At 48.3% G+C, this 16,540-nt stretch carries 15 protein-coding genes, 1 tRNA gene and 1 pseudogene; 2 read left to right on the forward strand and 15 right to left on the reverse strand.

What is annotated here, in order from left to right; genetic code table 11:
* Positions 1-5: 5 nt before the first annotated feature.
* The 5 genes from GUA87_RS10860 to GUA87_RS10880 form a co-directional block, all read right to left on the reverse strand.
* Positions 6-1,109 carry a DNA polymerase III subunit delta' gene (locus tag GUA87_RS10860; RefSeq protein WP_193716578.1) on the reverse strand — a complete coding sequence of 368 codons (1,104 nt, stop codon included), beginning with the start codon at positions 1,107-1,109 and terminating at the stop codon, positions 6-8.
* Positions 1,096-1,734, reverse strand: coding sequence for a dTMP kinase (gene tmk / locus GUA87_RS10865; protein ID WP_193716579.1), 639 nt, complete (start codon positions 1,732-1,734; stop codon positions 1,096-1,098). The genes GUA87_RS10860 and tmk overlap by 14 nt, the downstream gene beginning before the upstream one ends.
* Positions 1,735-1,766: 32 nt before the next feature.
* The gene (locus tag GUA87_RS10870; RefSeq protein WP_193716580.1) at positions 1,767-2,933 is read right to left on the reverse strand and encodes a D-alanyl-D-alanine carboxypeptidase family protein; all 1,167 of its coding nucleotides are present in this window, start codon (positions 2,931-2,933) and stop codon (positions 1,767-1,769) included.
* 98 nt (positions 2,934-3,031) lie between these two features.
* Positions 3,032-4,027 carry a septal ring lytic transglycosylase RlpA family protein gene (locus GUA87_RS10875; protein ID WP_321575904.1) on the reverse strand — a complete coding sequence of 332 codons (996 nt, stop codon included), beginning with the start codon at positions 4,025-4,027 and terminating at the stop codon, positions 3,032-3,034.
* Between the two features lie 14 nt (positions 4,028-4,041).
* Positions 4,042-5,025 (reverse strand): lytic transglycosylase domain-containing protein, encoded by a 984-nt coding sequence (locus tag GUA87_RS10880; protein WP_193716581.1) that lies wholly within the window; start codon positions 5,023-5,025, stop codon positions 4,042-4,044.
* A gap of 243 nt (positions 5,026-5,268) precedes the next feature.
* Between GUA87_RS10880 and GUA87_RS10885 the strand changes: the two genes are divergently transcribed.
* Both GUA87_RS10885 and GUA87_RS10890 read left to right on the forward strand, forming a co-directional pair.
* A tRNA-Ser gene (locus tag GUA87_RS10885) sits at positions 5,269-5,358 on the forward strand.
* A 124-nt stretch (positions 5,359-5,482) separates the two neighbouring features.
* Positions 5,483-5,686, forward strand: a pseudogene (locus GUA87_RS10890) (winged helix-turn-helix transcriptional regulator); the annotation flags it as partial.
* Positions 5,687-5,714: 28 nt separating this feature from the next.
* Here the strand turns inward: GUA87_RS10890 and GUA87_RS10895 are convergent.
* The 10 genes from GUA87_RS10895 to GUA87_RS10940 form a co-directional block, all read right to left on the reverse strand.
* Entirely contained in the window at positions 5,715-7,025 is a 1,311-nt protein-coding gene (locus GUA87_RS10895; protein WP_193716583.1) for a DEAD/DEAH box helicase, read from the reverse strand.
* A 318-nt stretch (positions 7,026-7,343) separates the two neighbouring features.
* Entirely contained in the window at positions 7,344-7,808 is a 465-nt protein-coding gene (locus GUA87_RS10900; protein WP_193716584.1) for a DUF1203 domain-containing protein, read from the reverse strand.
* 137 nt (positions 7,809-7,945) lie between these two features.
* Positions 7,946-9,448, reverse strand: coding sequence for an L-serine ammonia-lyase, iron-sulfur-dependent, subunit alpha (locus GUA87_RS10905; RefSeq protein ID WP_193716585.1), 1,503 nt, complete (start codon positions 9,446-9,448; stop codon positions 7,946-7,948).
* Between the two features lie 3 nt (positions 9,449-9,451).
* Positions 9,452-10,486 (reverse strand): trans-3-hydroxy-L-proline dehydratase, encoded by a 1,035-nt coding sequence (locus GUA87_RS10910; protein WP_193716586.1) that lies wholly within the window; start codon positions 10,484-10,486, stop codon positions 9,452-9,454.
* On the reverse strand, positions 10,486-11,487 hold the full coding sequence (locus GUA87_RS10915) for a 4-hydroxyproline epimerase (RefSeq protein ID WP_193716587.1): 1,002 nt from the start codon (positions 11,485-11,487) through the stop codon (positions 10,486-10,488). Before GUA87_RS10915 ends, GUA87_RS10910 begins: the two co-directional genes overlap by 1 nt.
* Positions 11,488-11,496: 9 nt before the next feature.
* Positions 11,497-12,738 carry an NAD(P)/FAD-dependent oxidoreductase gene (locus GUA87_RS10920; RefSeq protein WP_193716588.1) on the reverse strand — a complete coding sequence of 414 codons (1,242 nt, stop codon included), beginning with the start codon at positions 12,736-12,738 and terminating at the stop codon, positions 11,497-11,499.
* Between the two features lie 12 nt (positions 12,739-12,750).
* Positions 12,751-14,181 carry an aldehyde dehydrogenase family protein gene (locus GUA87_RS10925; RefSeq protein ID WP_193717026.1) on the reverse strand — a complete coding sequence of 477 codons (1,431 nt, stop codon included), beginning with the start codon at positions 14,179-14,181 and terminating at the stop codon, positions 12,751-12,753.
* Positions 14,182-14,191: 10 nt separating this feature from the next.
* Entirely contained in the window at positions 14,192-15,091 is a 900-nt protein-coding gene (locus GUA87_RS10930) for a dihydrodipicolinate synthase family protein (protein ID WP_193716589.1), read from the reverse strand.
* A 52-nt stretch (positions 15,092-15,143) separates the two neighbouring features.
* On the reverse strand, positions 15,144-15,866 hold the full coding sequence (locus tag GUA87_RS10935) for an amino acid ABC transporter ATP-binding protein (RefSeq protein ID WP_193716590.1): 723 nt from the start codon (positions 15,864-15,866) through the stop codon (positions 15,144-15,146).
* The gene (locus GUA87_RS10940) at positions 15,863-16,525 is read right to left on the reverse strand and encodes an amino acid ABC transporter permease (RefSeq protein WP_193716591.1); all 663 of its coding nucleotides are present in this window, start codon (positions 16,523-16,525) and stop codon (positions 15,863-15,865) included. The genes GUA87_RS10935 and GUA87_RS10940 overlap by 4 nt, the downstream gene beginning before the upstream one ends.
* Positions 16,526-16,540 lie beyond the last annotated feature (15 nt).

Consider the following 16,540-nt stretch of genomic DNA (forward strand, 5'->3'; position numbering starts at 1 on the left):
ATGTTTTATTTATTTAATGTGGCGATCAAAAACAAATCTAAGACAATTTGCTTCTTATCAAGATTGATGCGATCCGCATCACTTATGCGTTCATTAGCACGTTCCCAGACATGTATCCAGAAATCTACAGGCCGTTGAGCTGTTAAAGTCTTGAAAAGCTCTGCTTCGCCAGCAAGCAACTCCTGCCCTGACATAGAGGCGGAGGACATCCTTACCAGCCTTGAAATCCACCACGGAAAGATCTCACAGAACAGCTGATAAGTCGTTTCTGCATTCTTTTTGCCGCAAATGTCTGCAAGATCATGCAACATCTGCCCATCATAGTTGGGGTAGCCGCGAAAGATATCAAGGATGGACGCAAAGACTTCCAGCCCCCCATTTTGAAGCATAAGGGCAGCACGGCCGGGACTACCGTCTGCAAGAATAGGCAACGCTGGGTCCCCTATTCTCTCATCCCCCGGCAATATTTCCTGAAGAACAGTTCGGATATTCGTCTCTGATAACGTTGAAAACTGAACTTTCCGGCAGCGCGATCTGATCGTTGGCAGCAAACCTGCAGGCGCGTGTGATATCAGCATAAATACTGTTTTTTCAGGTGGCTCTTCCAGCACTTTTAGTAGCGCATTGGCGGCGTTGTTATTCATATCGTCGACTGTATCAACAATGACAACGCGCCAGCCATCCCCTGATGTTTTCAACCCAAAAAAGGACGACAAGGCCCGAACATCATCCACGCGGATTACAGAAAAATACTTCTTACCCTTCAGATCATATTCACGTTTGAGAATTTTTAACGCAGGGTGAAGGCCGCTTTGTATCAGATGCGCATCCGGTGATCCGCTGTCCACATCCAAGGTTTCGGGTGGCCCAAACAGCCCACCGCCACTTTGTCCATTTGCCAGCAGGAATTTCGCGGCACGATAAGCAAAGCTAGCTTTTCCAACACCTTTCGGACCTGTTAGAAGCCACGCGTGGTGAAAACGCCCTCCATTAAAACTGGAAAGAAATTCATCCTCGACATTTTTGTGACCAACTAACTGGTTGCACATCCTTGGATGCGGCAGGCCTTCGATACAGTCGATGGGTTCTATTTCTTCAACTGAAGCCATATCTGTCCTTCAGGATCGCCCGCATATCTTCTTGAACTTTGTCGATATTTTGATCGGCATTAATGACAACACAACGTTCAGGATTTTGTTTGGCGATATCAAGGAATCCTTCACGCATACGTTCATGAAATTCAATTTCCATGCGCTCAAACCGATCTTCATTGTGATCGCGCCCTTGTGTACGAGACAGCCCCGCTTTCACGTCGATATCCAGAATAAAGGTTAGATCCGGCTCAAAGTCTCCGACTGTTACTTCATGAACCTTCATAACCTGATCAACACCAAGCTGATTACCATACCCTTGATAGGCAATAGTGCTGTCAGCAAACCGATCAGAGATCACCCATTCACCGCGCTCAAGGGCAGGCCAAACCGTAAGACGTAAATGGTTTCTTCGGGACGCATAGAAAAGCAGAGTTTCCCCCACCGCATCCCAACGATCCGGATCGCCTGTCAGGATCAGTTCCCTTACTTCATCAGATCCCGGTGCACCGCCAGGTTCTCTTGTCAGAAGCGGCTTTATGTTATTTTGCTTGAGAAAGTCAGCAAGAAGTCGGGCCTGTGTTGATTTCCCGGTTCCGTCCCCACCTTCAAGCGTAATGAATTTTCCCGCCATTTTCGACATACCAGGCTTATCCTATACTTTTAATGCACCTGTTAGTTGGCGGAGGCGCCAAATAGTACGTATTTGATTGCAGAGGCAACACGCTTGAACAAACCGGGGCGCTCAACATTTTCAGCGGCCAAAAGCGGAACTTCAATATTTTCCATTTCCGGGGCTGTAATTACCAGCCGCGCAACCGGTGTTCCTTTGATGATTGGAGCAGGTACAGGTTCGTTATAAACTAGTTTTACCTGCATGGAACGGCGGTTTTTCCGGGACATGGTAACGGTTAGATCCTCATCAACCATCAATGGAACCAAGTCTTTAGCACCAAGCCAGACACGTGCTTTGGCAACTTCCTGGTCTTTCTTAAACAGGGCGTAATTGTCAAACTCACGGAAACCCCATTCCAGAATACGTTCCGACTCGCGACCACGTTGTTTGGCACTGTTAAGTCCGTTTACAACAAGAATAAGGCGGCGGTCATCCCGTTTCGCAGACCCTGTCAGGCCATAACCAGACTCTTCTGTATGACCTGTTTTCAGACCATCAGCACCTGAATTGGAATAGAGAAGCGGATTTCTGTTCCCTTGCTTGATTTTGGAGAAGGTAAAGCTCTTCTCAGAAAAGATACCGTAATATTCCGGGAAATTTTTAATGATGTACTTTGCCAATGTTGCAAGGTCACGGGCTGTCATCCGATGATTTGGATCTGGCCAACCTGTTGCGTTACGGAATGTGCTTTGCTCAAGACCAATTTCACGCGCGCGATCCGTCATTGTCTGGGCGAATGCTTCTTCAGATCCCCCTAGCGCTTCTGCAACTACAATGCAGGCGTCATTACCGGATTGAACAATGATGCCCCGTAACAGATCCTGCACGGCAACACGCTTGTTGACCTCCACAAACATTTTGGAGCCACCTTTGCGCCATGCCTTTTCACTTACTGGAAATGTATCTTCCATCTTAAGTGAGCCATCTTTCAAGCGGTCCATAATCATGGTAACCGTCATCAATTTACTCATAGAAGCCGGTGGCATAAGTTCATCGGCATTCTTTTCGAACAAGATTGCACCAGTATCATAGTCAACCAAAAGCACCTGTTTCGCAGGTGTCTCAAGAGCAGTTGCGAGTGAACTGAAACTTCCTAAGACGAGGAAAACAGCTAGAAAAAGCGCATTCTTAGATGACTTTAGGATTTCACTGGCGGCTTTTTTCATTCTATCAAACAATCCGTTATAATCTTGGCTTTACCGGTACCCGCTCCTTAGCGATCAAATTTGCCTCAAATGTGGCAACAGATACAAATAAAGGCTTACTAATCCTGTTCTACAATAATTCGCGCTTCTGTGTGGCCGTTATTTATCAGCTTAGCCAGCAACATATCAGCTTCTTCAACTGATTGAAGTGGCCCAAGGCGCACGCGGTAAAAGTCCTGACCGTTTATGAGGACCTGATAAACTTTTGCAGGGCCGAGGGGAGACAATCTTGCGGTGAGCCTATTTGCGTTGTCAAAATCAATAAAAGCACCCGCCTGAATATACATTTCAGAAGGCGATACCGCGGAGGTAACTACATTCTCAGAGTTGAGTGGCCGGGCCTCTACGCCAATTTTGTTATCTACTGGTTGAGCGCCTGTGGGTGCCGCCAGGGGTTTTTCTGAAACTTTTGCCTGTTTTGGCGGCTCCAGTGAAGTTGAGTTTACATTCGTCTGCGGGGCCGCAGCAACTTTACGCTCTTCCGGTGCTGTGTTTGCTTTAGCCAGATAACGAATGTCCTGCTGATCGCTATCCAGTGCTTCCACCCGAACTTTCGCAGTCCCTTTCTGGATAATACCCAGAAGCTGTGCAGCGCGGCGCGACAAATCAATAATACGGCCATGTACAAACGGACCACGATCGTTGATGGTCACCACAATGGACCGACCATTTTCAAGATTAGTCACACGAACTTCTGTTGGCATGGGCAGGGTTTTATGCGCCGCTGTCATTAAGTTCATATTGTAGGTTTCGCCGTTCGCCGTTTTTCGGCCATGGAAAGGATCCCCATACCAGGAAGCAAGCCCTGTTTCAACATAGCCAGGTTGTTCTTTGGGATAATACCAGATGCCATCAATCTTATAAGGCTTGCCCACTTTTCGGTTTGCACGAATGGAGGCAACTTTCTTTTCTTCTGCTTTCGGGTCCGACAATTCCGATGCTGCATGGCCAAGAAGGCTCATTTCCGCACAGCCGCCTAAAACAAGCCCTCCCGCAACCAGAATACTGGCGGTAAGAGACTTTTTAGAGAAAAGATGCTTAGTGATAGATGACATGAGGGGGCAATCTCCTAGTTTCCAATCCGGTCTGCCAGATGTCCGACAGACATGGCAAAGTAAGTGGATCGGTTCCATTTCAGGATCGTGCGGTAATTGTTATAAACGAGGAAAGTTTGACCGTTACCGCCTTTTGGCTCCACCAGAGATCCCATCAATTGACGGGTTGGAAGATCGGTACCGTCAATGCGGCGCACACCAAGGTCCTGCCACTCCGCCATTGACTTTTTAACTTTTAAGGAGACCAGCTCCTTATCGAAACCAGTTGGGAGTTTCACTTCACGCCCCCAAGTCTGATCATAGCGCCACCCTGATTTGGCCAGATAATTCGCAGCTGAGGCAAAAACGTCTGCTTTGGTAGTCCAGATATCGCGGCGGCCATCCCCATCATAATCGACAGAAAAATTGATAAAGCTGGACGGCATGAACTGCGACTGTCCCATGGCCCCTGCCCAGGAGCCTTTCATATCTTTAACGGTAATATGGTTATCGTTCAAAATCTGCAAAGCTGTCATCAATTCTTTGCGGAAATAATCTGCACGGCGATTGTCATATGCAAGGGTTGTCAGTGCTTCGATGACGTTAAAACCGCCTGTGTAACGACCAAAGCGGGTTTCTACGCCCCAAAGGGCAACGATAAAGCGCGGCTGAACACCGAATTTTTTACCAACTTCTTCCAAAATGGTACGGTTTTCGTTCAAGCGGGCACGACCTTGATCCACCAAAGACTGTGGCAAACGTTTTTCCATATATTGCTGGAATGTCTGGGTGACTTCAGGTTGCTTGCGGTCCAGTTTGACCACTTTTTCCTTGAATTTGACATTGGCAAAGGCGGTGTCGACAATTTCTTTCCGGATGCCGTTTGCAAGGGCTTCGCTTTTCACATCTTCAAGCCAAAGTCCGAATGGTTTTTTGTCAGCTGCAAATGATATAGATACTGAACAGGCCATTACAGTCGCTGCTGCAATGGTCAGAATTTTTGATGTCAACTTTGCCATTCCCCTCACCCGTTGTTGTTCTTCCTTTTTGCCACAGCAAAGGCCACTACGCAATGGTTTGCACACAACAATTATCGTTTACATCAGTAAAACGTAGTTAGAAGCATCTAGCAGGTTAAATTTCTGGGAAAGTTGAAGAAATTTGAAAAGAGGTCATCAAGCCTATTGACACACATCGCCGCTACCATTAAATCAACTGCTCACGGCGTCACGCGCCGAACCGGGCCTATAAAACCCATATTCGGAGGGATGGCAGAGCGGTTGAATGCACTGGTCTTGAAAACCAGCAAGGGTGCAAGCCCTTCCGGGGTTCGAATCCCCGTCCCTCCGCCACCTTACTCAGGGTTTCATTTTCCCGCAATTATGGCGAAGTAGTCTTCGTAAACCAATCCACCTATTGTCTTAAAATTCAAATTTCTTATAGACGTTTTGGGAATGACCAACATGATTAGGGACATTGAAACGAGAAATTGATGGTGTCACCCAACGAATGTTGACACAGCAACTTCGTGAATTGGAAGAGGATAAAGTCGTCGCCCGCAAAGTCTATGCCGAGGTCCCACCAAGGGTCGAATACTCCCTCACTGCCTACGGCCGCACGTTGGAACCCATCATGATTGCCATGCGCGACTGGGGTGCAGAACATCTGAATGTTGAATAAAAAAAGGGACCCGAAGGTCCCTTTAATTTTAGGCTGCTTTTTTTGCGCCGGGTTTTTTACCGAAGCGTTTTTTGAAACCACCTGGTTTGCCGCCTGGACGGCCGCTTGGACGACCACCTGGACCTTTGCGGCGTGGGCCGCTACGGGCGCCGAATTTACGCTCTCCGCCCTCGGCTGAGTTATCGCCTCTTGGACGACCTGCGCCACCTTTACGATGATTGCGGCCTTTGCCTTTTTTACGCTGATCCCGTGGTTTGTCAGGGTTCATCAAACGATCAATAGCGTTCCAACGGCTCCAATCATGTGGGGCAATCAGACAAATAGCGTGGCCTTCGGCCCCTGCCCTTGCTGTACGGCCAATACGGTGGATGTAGTCTTCTGCAGCTTGCGGAAGGTCATAGTTTACCACATGTTCAATATGTGGAACGTCCAGGCCACGAGCAGCGATGTCGGTTGCTACTAGGATACGGAATTTCTGGTCCCGGTAACGGTCCAGAACTCGGTCACGTTTACGCTGTGGCAGATCACCGTGAATGGCCTGTGCTTTGTGGCCATCATCGGACAATTTCGTCGCAAGCTCATCAGCGCCGATTTTTGTTTTCACGAAGATGATGACTGTTCCGGTGCGTGTTTCCAACTCATTCAGAAGCGTTGGGTATTTTTCAGAAGATTTAACTTCAACGATATCCTGCTTCACATTTTTCGCAGGTTCTGATGTCTCACCCACAGCTACACGCTCAGGGTCAGTAAGATACGTATCTGCAATGCGAACAATGTTCTTTGGAAGTGTGGCAGAGAACAACAAAGTCTGACGTTCTGGCGCCATCACTTTGATGATGTCTTCGATCTGTTCGGAGAAACCCATATCCAACATTCGGTCGGTTTCATCCAGAACAAGGAAATCCGCTTTGTTCAGTTTCAGGCTTTTACGGCGCAGATGGTCGTTAATACGGCCAGGTGTTCCCACAATAAGGCGGGGGACATCACGCAACTGACGAAGCTGTTTAACGTATGGTTCACCACCAATAAGAAGTGCAACCTTATTGCGAGAGCGGCGGCTGATCATCCCTTGAACCTGGTTCATCACCTGGGTTGCCAATTCACGTGTTGGTGTCATGATCAGAGAGACAGCGTCAGGATTTTCTTCCATACGTGCCGCAATGGGAATACCAAAGGCACCGGTTTTACCTGTACCTGTCTGGGCGGACCCCAGAATGTCACGCCCTTTAAGCGCGAGAGGAATAGCCTGTTCCTGAATAGGCGTTGGTTTTTCAAACCCCATCGCTTGGAGTCGGTGAACCAGAGCCTCGGATAGGCCGAGACCTTCAAAATCTTCCATTATGTTTCCTTTGCACAGGACAACCCTGTTGCAGTAATACAGATCCCTTTTGGTAAAGGGAGAAAATAAACTTAACTCTTTACCAATCAGAGGATCGTCACAACAAATGGAAGATCATCAAAGGGCTTGTAAAAACAAGCGGCTACAACACCATAGCCCCGGTTTCGCAAGAGTGGGCGAAACAATTGGGCGCTTATAGACCCGTTTTCCCTAATACGCAAGCAATAGATCAATGCGTATAAGGGATAGGAGCTATGCGCGCCTACTTCTTGACCGCGATAAACTGGACAACAGCTCCTACTCCAATACAATATTTGCCTACTTAGTAATTTTAAATTGGAAGCAATTGTATTTCTTAGATCTCACATGAACTTCTTTGGCATTCATATTTTCAAAAACATTTAGGGCAAACTCTTCGATACCCATTGCTGACACTATGTCGCCGCTTCCATAAATGATCCGCTCCTCGGCATCATAACCGCGTATCAAGTATGCATTATCCCCATATGCAATTTTGGGAAATTCATTTTCTTTGTGTCGCTCACATTCTTTTTCACACAGAAAGACCGGACCTGTTTCAGAGTAAGCATGAGTTCCAGAAAATGGTTTATAGGCGAATACAAGAATGCCCGCACCCTCTGGTATTTCTTCAAGACAATGGCGACACGGATTTCCTTGCCCGTCAGAAATAACTCTGTCTGGAGGATTCCCGTAGGCATCAATGCCGCCACGCTGGATAGATCTGGCATGATTTGTCGGGATAGCACAGTAACTTAGTTTCATTTTTCTCTCCAATAGGACTTATCGGAAGAAAAATTAGTCGCACCTACATCATAAGCCGACCCGTTTCTTGCTATTTTATTGAGCCTACTGAATTTGAAACATTAGGTGGCTGGGACACGTAACCTATAGATCCAAAATCACTGTTTATTTTCAAGTTCTGCAAAGATCTTTTGCGCCGTTGGTGTCATGGCAAGGCCGCCTTTACCGGTGCAGCGAAGCTCGCATGGGATGGCGAGGCCGACTTTATGCATGGCGACGATCACCTCGTCCAAAGGAATAAGTGCATCAAAGCCCGCCAATATCATATTAGCTGCGGAAAGCGCATTTCCTGCCATCAACACATTTTTCCCAAGGCATGGTGCCTCAACCCGATTGGCAACCGGATCGCACACAAGACCAAATGTGTTCTGTAACGCAAAGGACGCCGCAGAAACGCATTGATCAACGGTTCCATCAAACAGCGTTACCAAGGCCGCGGCCGCCATGCCGGACCCCGACCCTGTTTCTGCCTGACAGCCCCCGAGTTCTGCCGAAAAAGTGGCCATATGGGCAATGAAAACACCTATAAGACCAGCCGATAGCATCGCTTTGACTTTTAAGTCTTCATCAAGCCCCAAGGCATTGGCAACACCAAGGCAGGTGCCGGGTAAGGTTCCACATGATCCCGCTGTTGGTGCGGCGACAATAACCCCCATGGAACTTTTCACATCCATCAATGCAGTGACGGCCAAGATGACATCGTCTTGCAGGCCAAGGTTCATGCCCTTGTTTGCGCCCATACGTTCCTTGTAAAGCGGAGCTTGCGCGCCATACATACGGTCTTCGTATTCAGTGCCTTTAATCCCTAATCGGATGGAGTTTTCCAGAATGCGGACAATCGCCCGCATTTTTTCAAACACTTCGTCTTCGGAAATGTTGCCGCGGGCGCTTTCGTATTTAACGGCCAGTTCCCAAAAACTCAGGTCCCTGCCTTTATTATAATCCAGCATTTCTTCACTGGTCGTAAATGGAACGGAAAGGTCTTTGCGCGCTCCGACAGGGAGAACCGGCTTCATTTCCTTGGAAGAAACACCTTCCGGTAAGGATATCGGTTTTTGTGATTTAATCTGGAAAGCGCCATCACGCTTAATGATGTAATCAGCGTCTACGCCTTCAACAACGTTTTCGTCATCTGAGAAGACAAGCGTTTCGTGATAGTCGCCAAACATGGAAACTTTTACACCATTAATTTCGGTGATTTCCATCATGCCGCCGCCGATAGAAATGGCATAAAGTGTCATTTCCTCATTGTCGTTGGCGACCGTCAAACGGTAGGTGTTTTCATGGGTTGCACCGTAATCCAGTATCCGGATTTCAACTTCAGTACCGCTCTCTTCAAGATGGGTGCGGGCCTCTGTCATCCGTGGATCGGTTACATCCCACCCCATCAAACCTGTAAACAACCCCATGTCAGAGCCCTGACTTTCATGGGTCGGTCCTAATGAAGTGTTGGGGTCATAATCCACAACGACTTTCTTGATATTTCCATTCATATAGTCCCGCGCAAGTGCACCAATACGGTGCGCCGCGGCCACATGGGAACTGCTTGCCCCGCGCATCACCGGGCCGATGGCATCATTGAAAATGGATGGGTAATTCATGAGTTATCCCTTCAACATGGGCCAAGTATCGCCAATACGGTAGCCTTCTGGCCACGGATCTGTTGGATCCAGCATATGTTGATAAGTGCCGGTAATCCATGCCTGACCGGAAAGCTCTGGAATAATGGCTTTCTTATCGCCAAGAGTTGTCTCGGATATAATACGTCCATCAAACCGGGAGTTAATCACTGATCGTTGGATATAATTTTCACCAACCTGCATTATTCCGCGGGCGTGCAAAACAGCCATTCGGGCGGAAACCGCCGTTCCTGTTGGGGATCGGTCCAATTTGCCCGGCTGAATAACAACTGTGTTTTTGACAGATTTAACGCCCTCTTCTTCCGTCATTGGGGCATGGATCTGACAGAAGGAAATATGCTGCCAATCGGAATTAGTTGGATGGCTGAACCCAAGCTGCTCATTGGCGGCATTGGTGATTTTAATGCCAACCTCCGCCAAATCACGGGCTTCATCCGGTGTAATGTCAAACCCAAGTGCTTTGGCATCCGCCATGACAAAGCTATCGCCGCCAAAGGCGGTATCCACGGTAAGTGTCCCTACCCCGGCAACTTCTAATGTGGCGTCCAGTTTATCGGCAAAGGACGGAACATTTTGTACATACACCTTGGTGACCTTGCCGTCCTTGCAGTCGGCACGCACTTCAACCAAACCGCCCGGGGCTTCCAAAGTCATATGGGTCACCGGCTCCTGCATCGGTATAATCCCGCTTTCCAGAAGAACCGTGCTCACACAAATGGAATTTGATCCGGACATGGGCGGCGTGTCTTCGGGCTCCATAATGATCCAACCCATTTGCGCCTTCGGGTTTTTGGGCGGCACCAATAAGTTTACATGGCGAAACACACCACCACGGGGCTCGTTTAGCACAAAGTTACGAAGCGTTTCGTCTTTTGCAATAAAGCGGGATTGTTCCCAGATAGTCTCACCCGGCGGCGGGGCAACGCCACCAACTATAACATCGCCAACTTCACCTTCGGCGTGACAGCCAATGATATGGATGGATTTACTGGAACGCATTACTTCACCACAAACCCGTGTGCATACGGATCCCTGTCATCAATATAAATTGTATTGGTTCCTGTCTGGCGCGCCCAACCTGCCACGGATGGAATAATTGCTGATTTTCCAGCAACTTCCGTCACATCTTCAACACGTCCTTTGAACATGGAGCCGATGATGCTTTCATGATGAAACTCATCCCCTTTATTCAATTTTCCAAGGGCTGCCCATTGCGCCATCCGGCTGGACGTTCCTGTTCCGCAAGGAGATCGATCAATAGCCTTGTCTCCATAAAAAACAGCATTACGGGCATGTGCACCGTCAACTGTCGGCTCCCCAGTCCATAGGATATGACTAAGGCCATTGATTTCTGGATGTTCAGGGTGAACAAAGTCGTATTTGTCGTTTAATGCCTGGCGTAGCAGCGGGCTGTATTTCACTAATTCCGTTGCAGAATAATCTGCCATGTCACGGAAATTATCCTGTGGATCAACGATGGCGTAGAAATTACCGCCATACGCCACGTCTACGGTAATTTCACCCAGATCTTCAATTTCCGCTGTAAGCCCTTGTTTGTAAAGGAAGGCTGGCACATTGGTAAGCCGCACTTCTTCCACATACTCACCTTCTTGACGATATTCGACAACAACGCGTCCAGCAGGCGTATCAAGGTTTAGAACTCCTGGGGTTTTGGGTGTCACAAGACCGTTTTCAATGGCCATGGTCACGGTTCCGATGGTCCCATGACCGCACATAGGCAAACATCCAGATGTTTCGATATACAGAACACCCACATCGCAATCGTCACGGGTTGGCGGATACAAGATCGATCCTGACATCATGTCGTGACCACGGGGTTCGAACATCAAGCCGGTTCGGATCCAGTCATATTCCGCCAGAAAATGTGCCCGCTTTTCCAGCATGGTATTGCCTTTAAGTTCCGGTCCGCCGCCAGCGACCAAGCGCACCGGGTTACCGCATGTATGACCATCAAGACAGAAAAAGGTGTGTCGTGCCATTAGTTGTACTCACTTAAAACGAGCTGCGCTCAACGCTTTCATATTGATATCTTTAGGTGTTTTGCCCTGGATCAGCTGGCTTACCATTTCGCCCATCGCAGTGGATTGGGTTAATCCCAGATGGCCGTTTCCGAAGGCATAAATGATGTTATCAGAGGCGGAAGAATATCCAATCACTGGCAGAGTATCCGGCAAGGACGGACGACGTCCCATCCATTGCTCACCCCCTTCAGGATTTAGTTTTGGCAGCATTTCTGCAGCCTTGTTCAGCATATATTCTGACCGCTTGTAATTTGCGGGGCTATCCAATGAGGCAATTTCTGATGCGCCGCCAATTCGTACGCCATTAGCAAGAGGGGTCACCATAAATCCGTGATCACCGAACACCAAAGAATGCTCCAATTCAGGCCAAGCGGATTTTGGCAAGGTGGTGTTATATCCCCGCTCCCCGATCAATGGGATGTTATCGCCAAGATCATCGGCCAGTGTTTTAGACCAGGGACCGGCTGCGATAACGATTTTATCGGCGACTATTTCGCTGCCATCTGTCAGGTAAACAACCTTGTCTGACACCTTTTTTACCTCTTTTTTCACCATTTTGACGCCTTTTTGCGTCAAATAGTCAAAAATGGCATGACAGAAGTCATTCGGGTTTGAAACAGATTGCCAGGAACTCGCATAGATCCCTGCAACGAACTTATCAGACAATCCGGGCTGAAACTGATGGAGCGCGGTTTTATCGAAAGTCTGGTAAGGAATGCCGTGTTCAGCCACATATTTCCAGTTTTCTACATCCGCATTAAAGGACGCTTCACTTTCATAAAGGCTGAGCGCGCCGTTTGTTCGAACCATGGATTGCAGTCCAGTCCGATCCAGCATTTTTGGATATGTTTCTGCGGCCAAATGCATCAAGGACGCCTGCACATTGATGCTGGTTTTATATTGTGACGCCCGCGTTGATTTCAGAAACTTAAAAAGCCACGGGGCAACCTTGAAGATATCCCGCGGAACCACAGAAAAGGGTCCCACAGGATCCAGAAACCACTTGATGGCTTTTTTGATAACTGAAGGGGAAGCCAGCGGCAAAATTTCCGGAAAGGCAAGTCCTGCTGCGTTGCCAAAACTGGCCCCAGCCGCAATGCCTTCCCTCTCAACCATTGTTACCTGATGACCGTCTGCAATTAAACGTTCAGAGGTGTTGAGGCCAATAATTCCGCCGCCAATTACTACTACTTGATACGACTTCCCCATCTATTTCTTTCCTTAAGGCAATGTGTAAGAAGTTTTTACAACTGAATAGAATTCAGCGGCGTAACGACCCTGTTCACGAGAACCGTAGGAAGAGCCTTTCGTGCCGCCAAATGGAACATGATAATCCACACCCGCAGTAGGAAGATTTACCATAACCATACCCGCTTTGGAATTGGCTTTAAAATCAGAAGCATACTTCAAAGACGTTGTGCAGATACCGGCGGACAGACCAAATTCTGTTTCATTGGCCAGACGCAATGCATCCGCATAGTCTTTTGCTTTGATAACAGTGGCAACCGGACCAAACACCTCTTCTGTGTTGATGCGCATGTCGTTTGTTGTATCAACAAACAATGCTGGTGCCATGAAGTGACCGTTACCGTCAAGTTTCTCACCACCGCAGGCAAGCTTTGCACCTTCCGCCTTGGCGATATCTACATATTCAAGATCTTTAACCAGCTGACGTTCGTCAACAACAGGACCAATTTGTGTAGAACTGTCGCGTGCATCCCCTACTTTCAATTCGGAGACCGCCTTTGTCATAGCCGCAACGAAGTCATCATAAATGCCTTCTGTCACGATAAGGCGGCTGGATGCCGTGCAGCGCTGACCCGTTGAGAAAAAGGCACCGTTCAAACAAGCGCCAACCGCAACGTCCAGATCAGCATCGTCCAGAACCACCATCGGGTTCTTGCCCCCCATTTCCAGCTGCACCTTCTTAAGGTTTCTTGCGCAGACTTCGGCAACAGTTTTGCCTGTCGATACGGATCCAGTAAATGAAATCGCATTGACTTTTGGATGATCAATCATCACAGGACCAATTTCAGATCCGCGACCATTTACAAGATTGAAAACACCATCTGGAAGGCCTGCGCGTTTCAAAATATCCGCAATTGCCCAAGCACAACCAGGTACAAGTTCAGCGGCTTTCAGAACAACAGAGTTACCAAAAGCCAACGCGGGCGCCACTTTCCATGCTGGAATGGCAATCGGGAAGTTCCATGGCGTAATCATACCGACAACACCAACAGGTTCACGGCGGATTTCAACGCCAACACCCGGGCGAACGGAATCCATGCTTTCGCCCTGAATACGAAGGGCTTCACCTGCGAAGAATTTGAAAATCTGACCGGCACGCGCAACTTCACCAATACCTTCTGGCAGAGTTTTACCTTCTTCACGTGCGAGAAGATCACCAAGTTCTTCTTTACGGGCAAGGATTTCAGTACCGGCCGCATCAAGTATATCGAAACGCTGCTGCGGGTTTGATTTACCCCAGCTTACTTGTGCTGCGACCGCCGCTTCAATGGCGGCTTCCATTTCTGCAGGTGTAGCACTTGCGGCCATACCAACAGTGTCATTCGTATCAGATGGGTTGATGTTGGGAACGCTGCGCGTTCCCATTGTCCATTCCCCACCGATCAGGTTTGGAAATTCAGTCATCATCTGCCTCTTAGAGTGCGTATTTGGAAAGGTCAGGACGGCACGCAATCTGATCTTTAACGATCTTTTCTACTTTCGCGCGGTGTTCACCTGCCAGGATCTGACGTGGTGCACGTACATATTCAGTAGAACCGATTGCAATGGCTTCTGCCAATTTGATCTGCTGAACAAGGAATGTAGAAACATCAAGATCCAGAAGTGGACGCATCCAACGGTAAATTTCGCGGGCTTCTTCAATACGGCCGGCTTTTACCAGATCGTAGATGCGCTGGTTTTCTTCAGGGAATGCAATGGAAACACCTGAAACCCAACCATCAGCACCCATTAGAAGTGCTTCAAGACCCAAGTTATCTACACCTGTCAGGATCTTGTAGCGATCGCCACATGTATTGACGATCTCAGTCAGGCGGCGGATGTCGTCTGAGCTTTCCTTAATCGCAACCATACGATCATCTTCAGCAAGCTCTACCATCATTTCTGGTGTCACATCAACACGGTAAGCAACACGGTTGGAGTAAATCATCACAGGAAGATCGCCTGCAGAAGAAATGGCTTTCAGGTTAGTGATCGTCTCATCACGGCTTGTGTGATAGATCGGGGATGGAACCACCATCAGGCCATCTGCGCCTGCTTTGCGGGCTTTGTCTGCCAAATCACATGCTTCACGCGTGCCTGCTTCGTTTACAGTCAGAAGAACTGGCTTGCTGCCCGCAGCAGATTTGGCGATTTTCATCACTTCGATACGCTCATCTGGGCTCAGCATGGAACCTTCGCCCAAGGTACCACATACGATGATACCGGCATTACCTGCATCGATCTGCAAACCTACGCAGCGTTCTGTTTCTTTTGCATCGATTTCACCGTCAGCTGTAAACTTGGTTGTTACAGCAGGCATCATTCCATTCCACATGGTTACTTCCTTCTATTCAACGTAAATTCTTAATTTGGTTGTATGCTACTTCTTAACGAACGTTCGCCAAGAATTTTTTCGTATGTTCACTTTTAGGTTCGCCAAAAATCTGCTCTGGCGGACCAATTTCTTCCATAATCCCCTGATGGAAATACGCCACACGATCAGATACATCGCGGGCAAATCCCATTTCATGAGTAACACAGATCATCGTCATGCCCTCCTCGGCCAGCATGCGCATGGTCTCCAGCACCTCACCCACCAATTCCGGGTCAAGTGCAGACGTCGCTTCATCGAACAGCATATAGTCTGGCTCCATCGCCAATGCACGTGCGATGGCAAGGCGTTGTTGCTGACCACCTGATAAAGCGGACGGGTAAACATCCAACTTGTCTGCAAGGCCCACATGGCGAAGTTGTTTTTCCGCCATTTCCATGGCCTGTGCCTTGGATTGTTTTTTTACAATCCGCGGTGACAAGGCCACATTTTCAATGGCTGTCAGGTGCGGGAAAGAATTCCATTGCTGAAACACCATCCCAAGATTTTGACGTAACTTATTGATATCCGTTCCTTTTTCATGAACAGACACTCCATCAACAATCACTTCCCCTTCCTGAATGCTTTCAAGACCATTAATGCAATAAAGCAAGGTTGACTTACCTGAACCGGAAGATCCGATGACGCTCAAAACTTCACCTTTGGCCACATTCAGATCAATTCCTTTGAGAACGTGCAGCTCTCCGAAATACTTATGGAGTCCCTTGATCTCAATCATGAGGCCCACCTCTCTTCCAATTTCTGTGAGTATTTTGACAGCGGGTATGACAGCAAGAAGTAGAATGCCCCCGCAGACGCTAGAATAATAAATGGCTCTTGTGTTCTGGTGATCAGGATCTGAGAAGCGCGCAATAGCTCCACATATCCAAGAACAGATACCAGTGCACTGTCTTTCACCACGCTAAGGGCAACACCAACCCATGCCGGGAATACTGCTCTCAGTCCAATTGGCCACACCACATAACGCAGATCCTGCCAGTAGCTCATACCTAGTGAGCGGGCGGCACGGCGCATAGGCTCTCCGACTGCTTCGATACCTCCACGGGCTACCTGAGCCACCAGTGAGGCTGTATAAACGCTAAGAACAACTGCACCGGATGCAAAAGGGTCTAAATTAAGGCCAATAATTGGGAAGAAGTTATAGAAGAGTACCAGCTGAATAATCAGCGGCACACTTCTAAACACGTCCAAGATTGAACCGATGGTGGCCCCTGCCACAAATTTGGAGGCTGATAACGCCCAACCAAATACAATACCCAGCACAGTACCTGCGGATATAGATACCGCAGATATCAGCAAAGTACGCCCGGCGGCTTCACCCAGGAATAAAAGGTCTCGTGCCTGAAATTCACTAAAGAAGGCAACTGAATCACTCATATCTTCTTCCTTTCT

Origin of the sequence: Sneathiella sp. P13V-1 (assembly GCF_015143595.1) — a bacterium.
Lineage (GTDB): Bacteria > Pseudomonadota > Alphaproteobacteria > Sneathiellales > Sneathiellaceae > Sneathiella.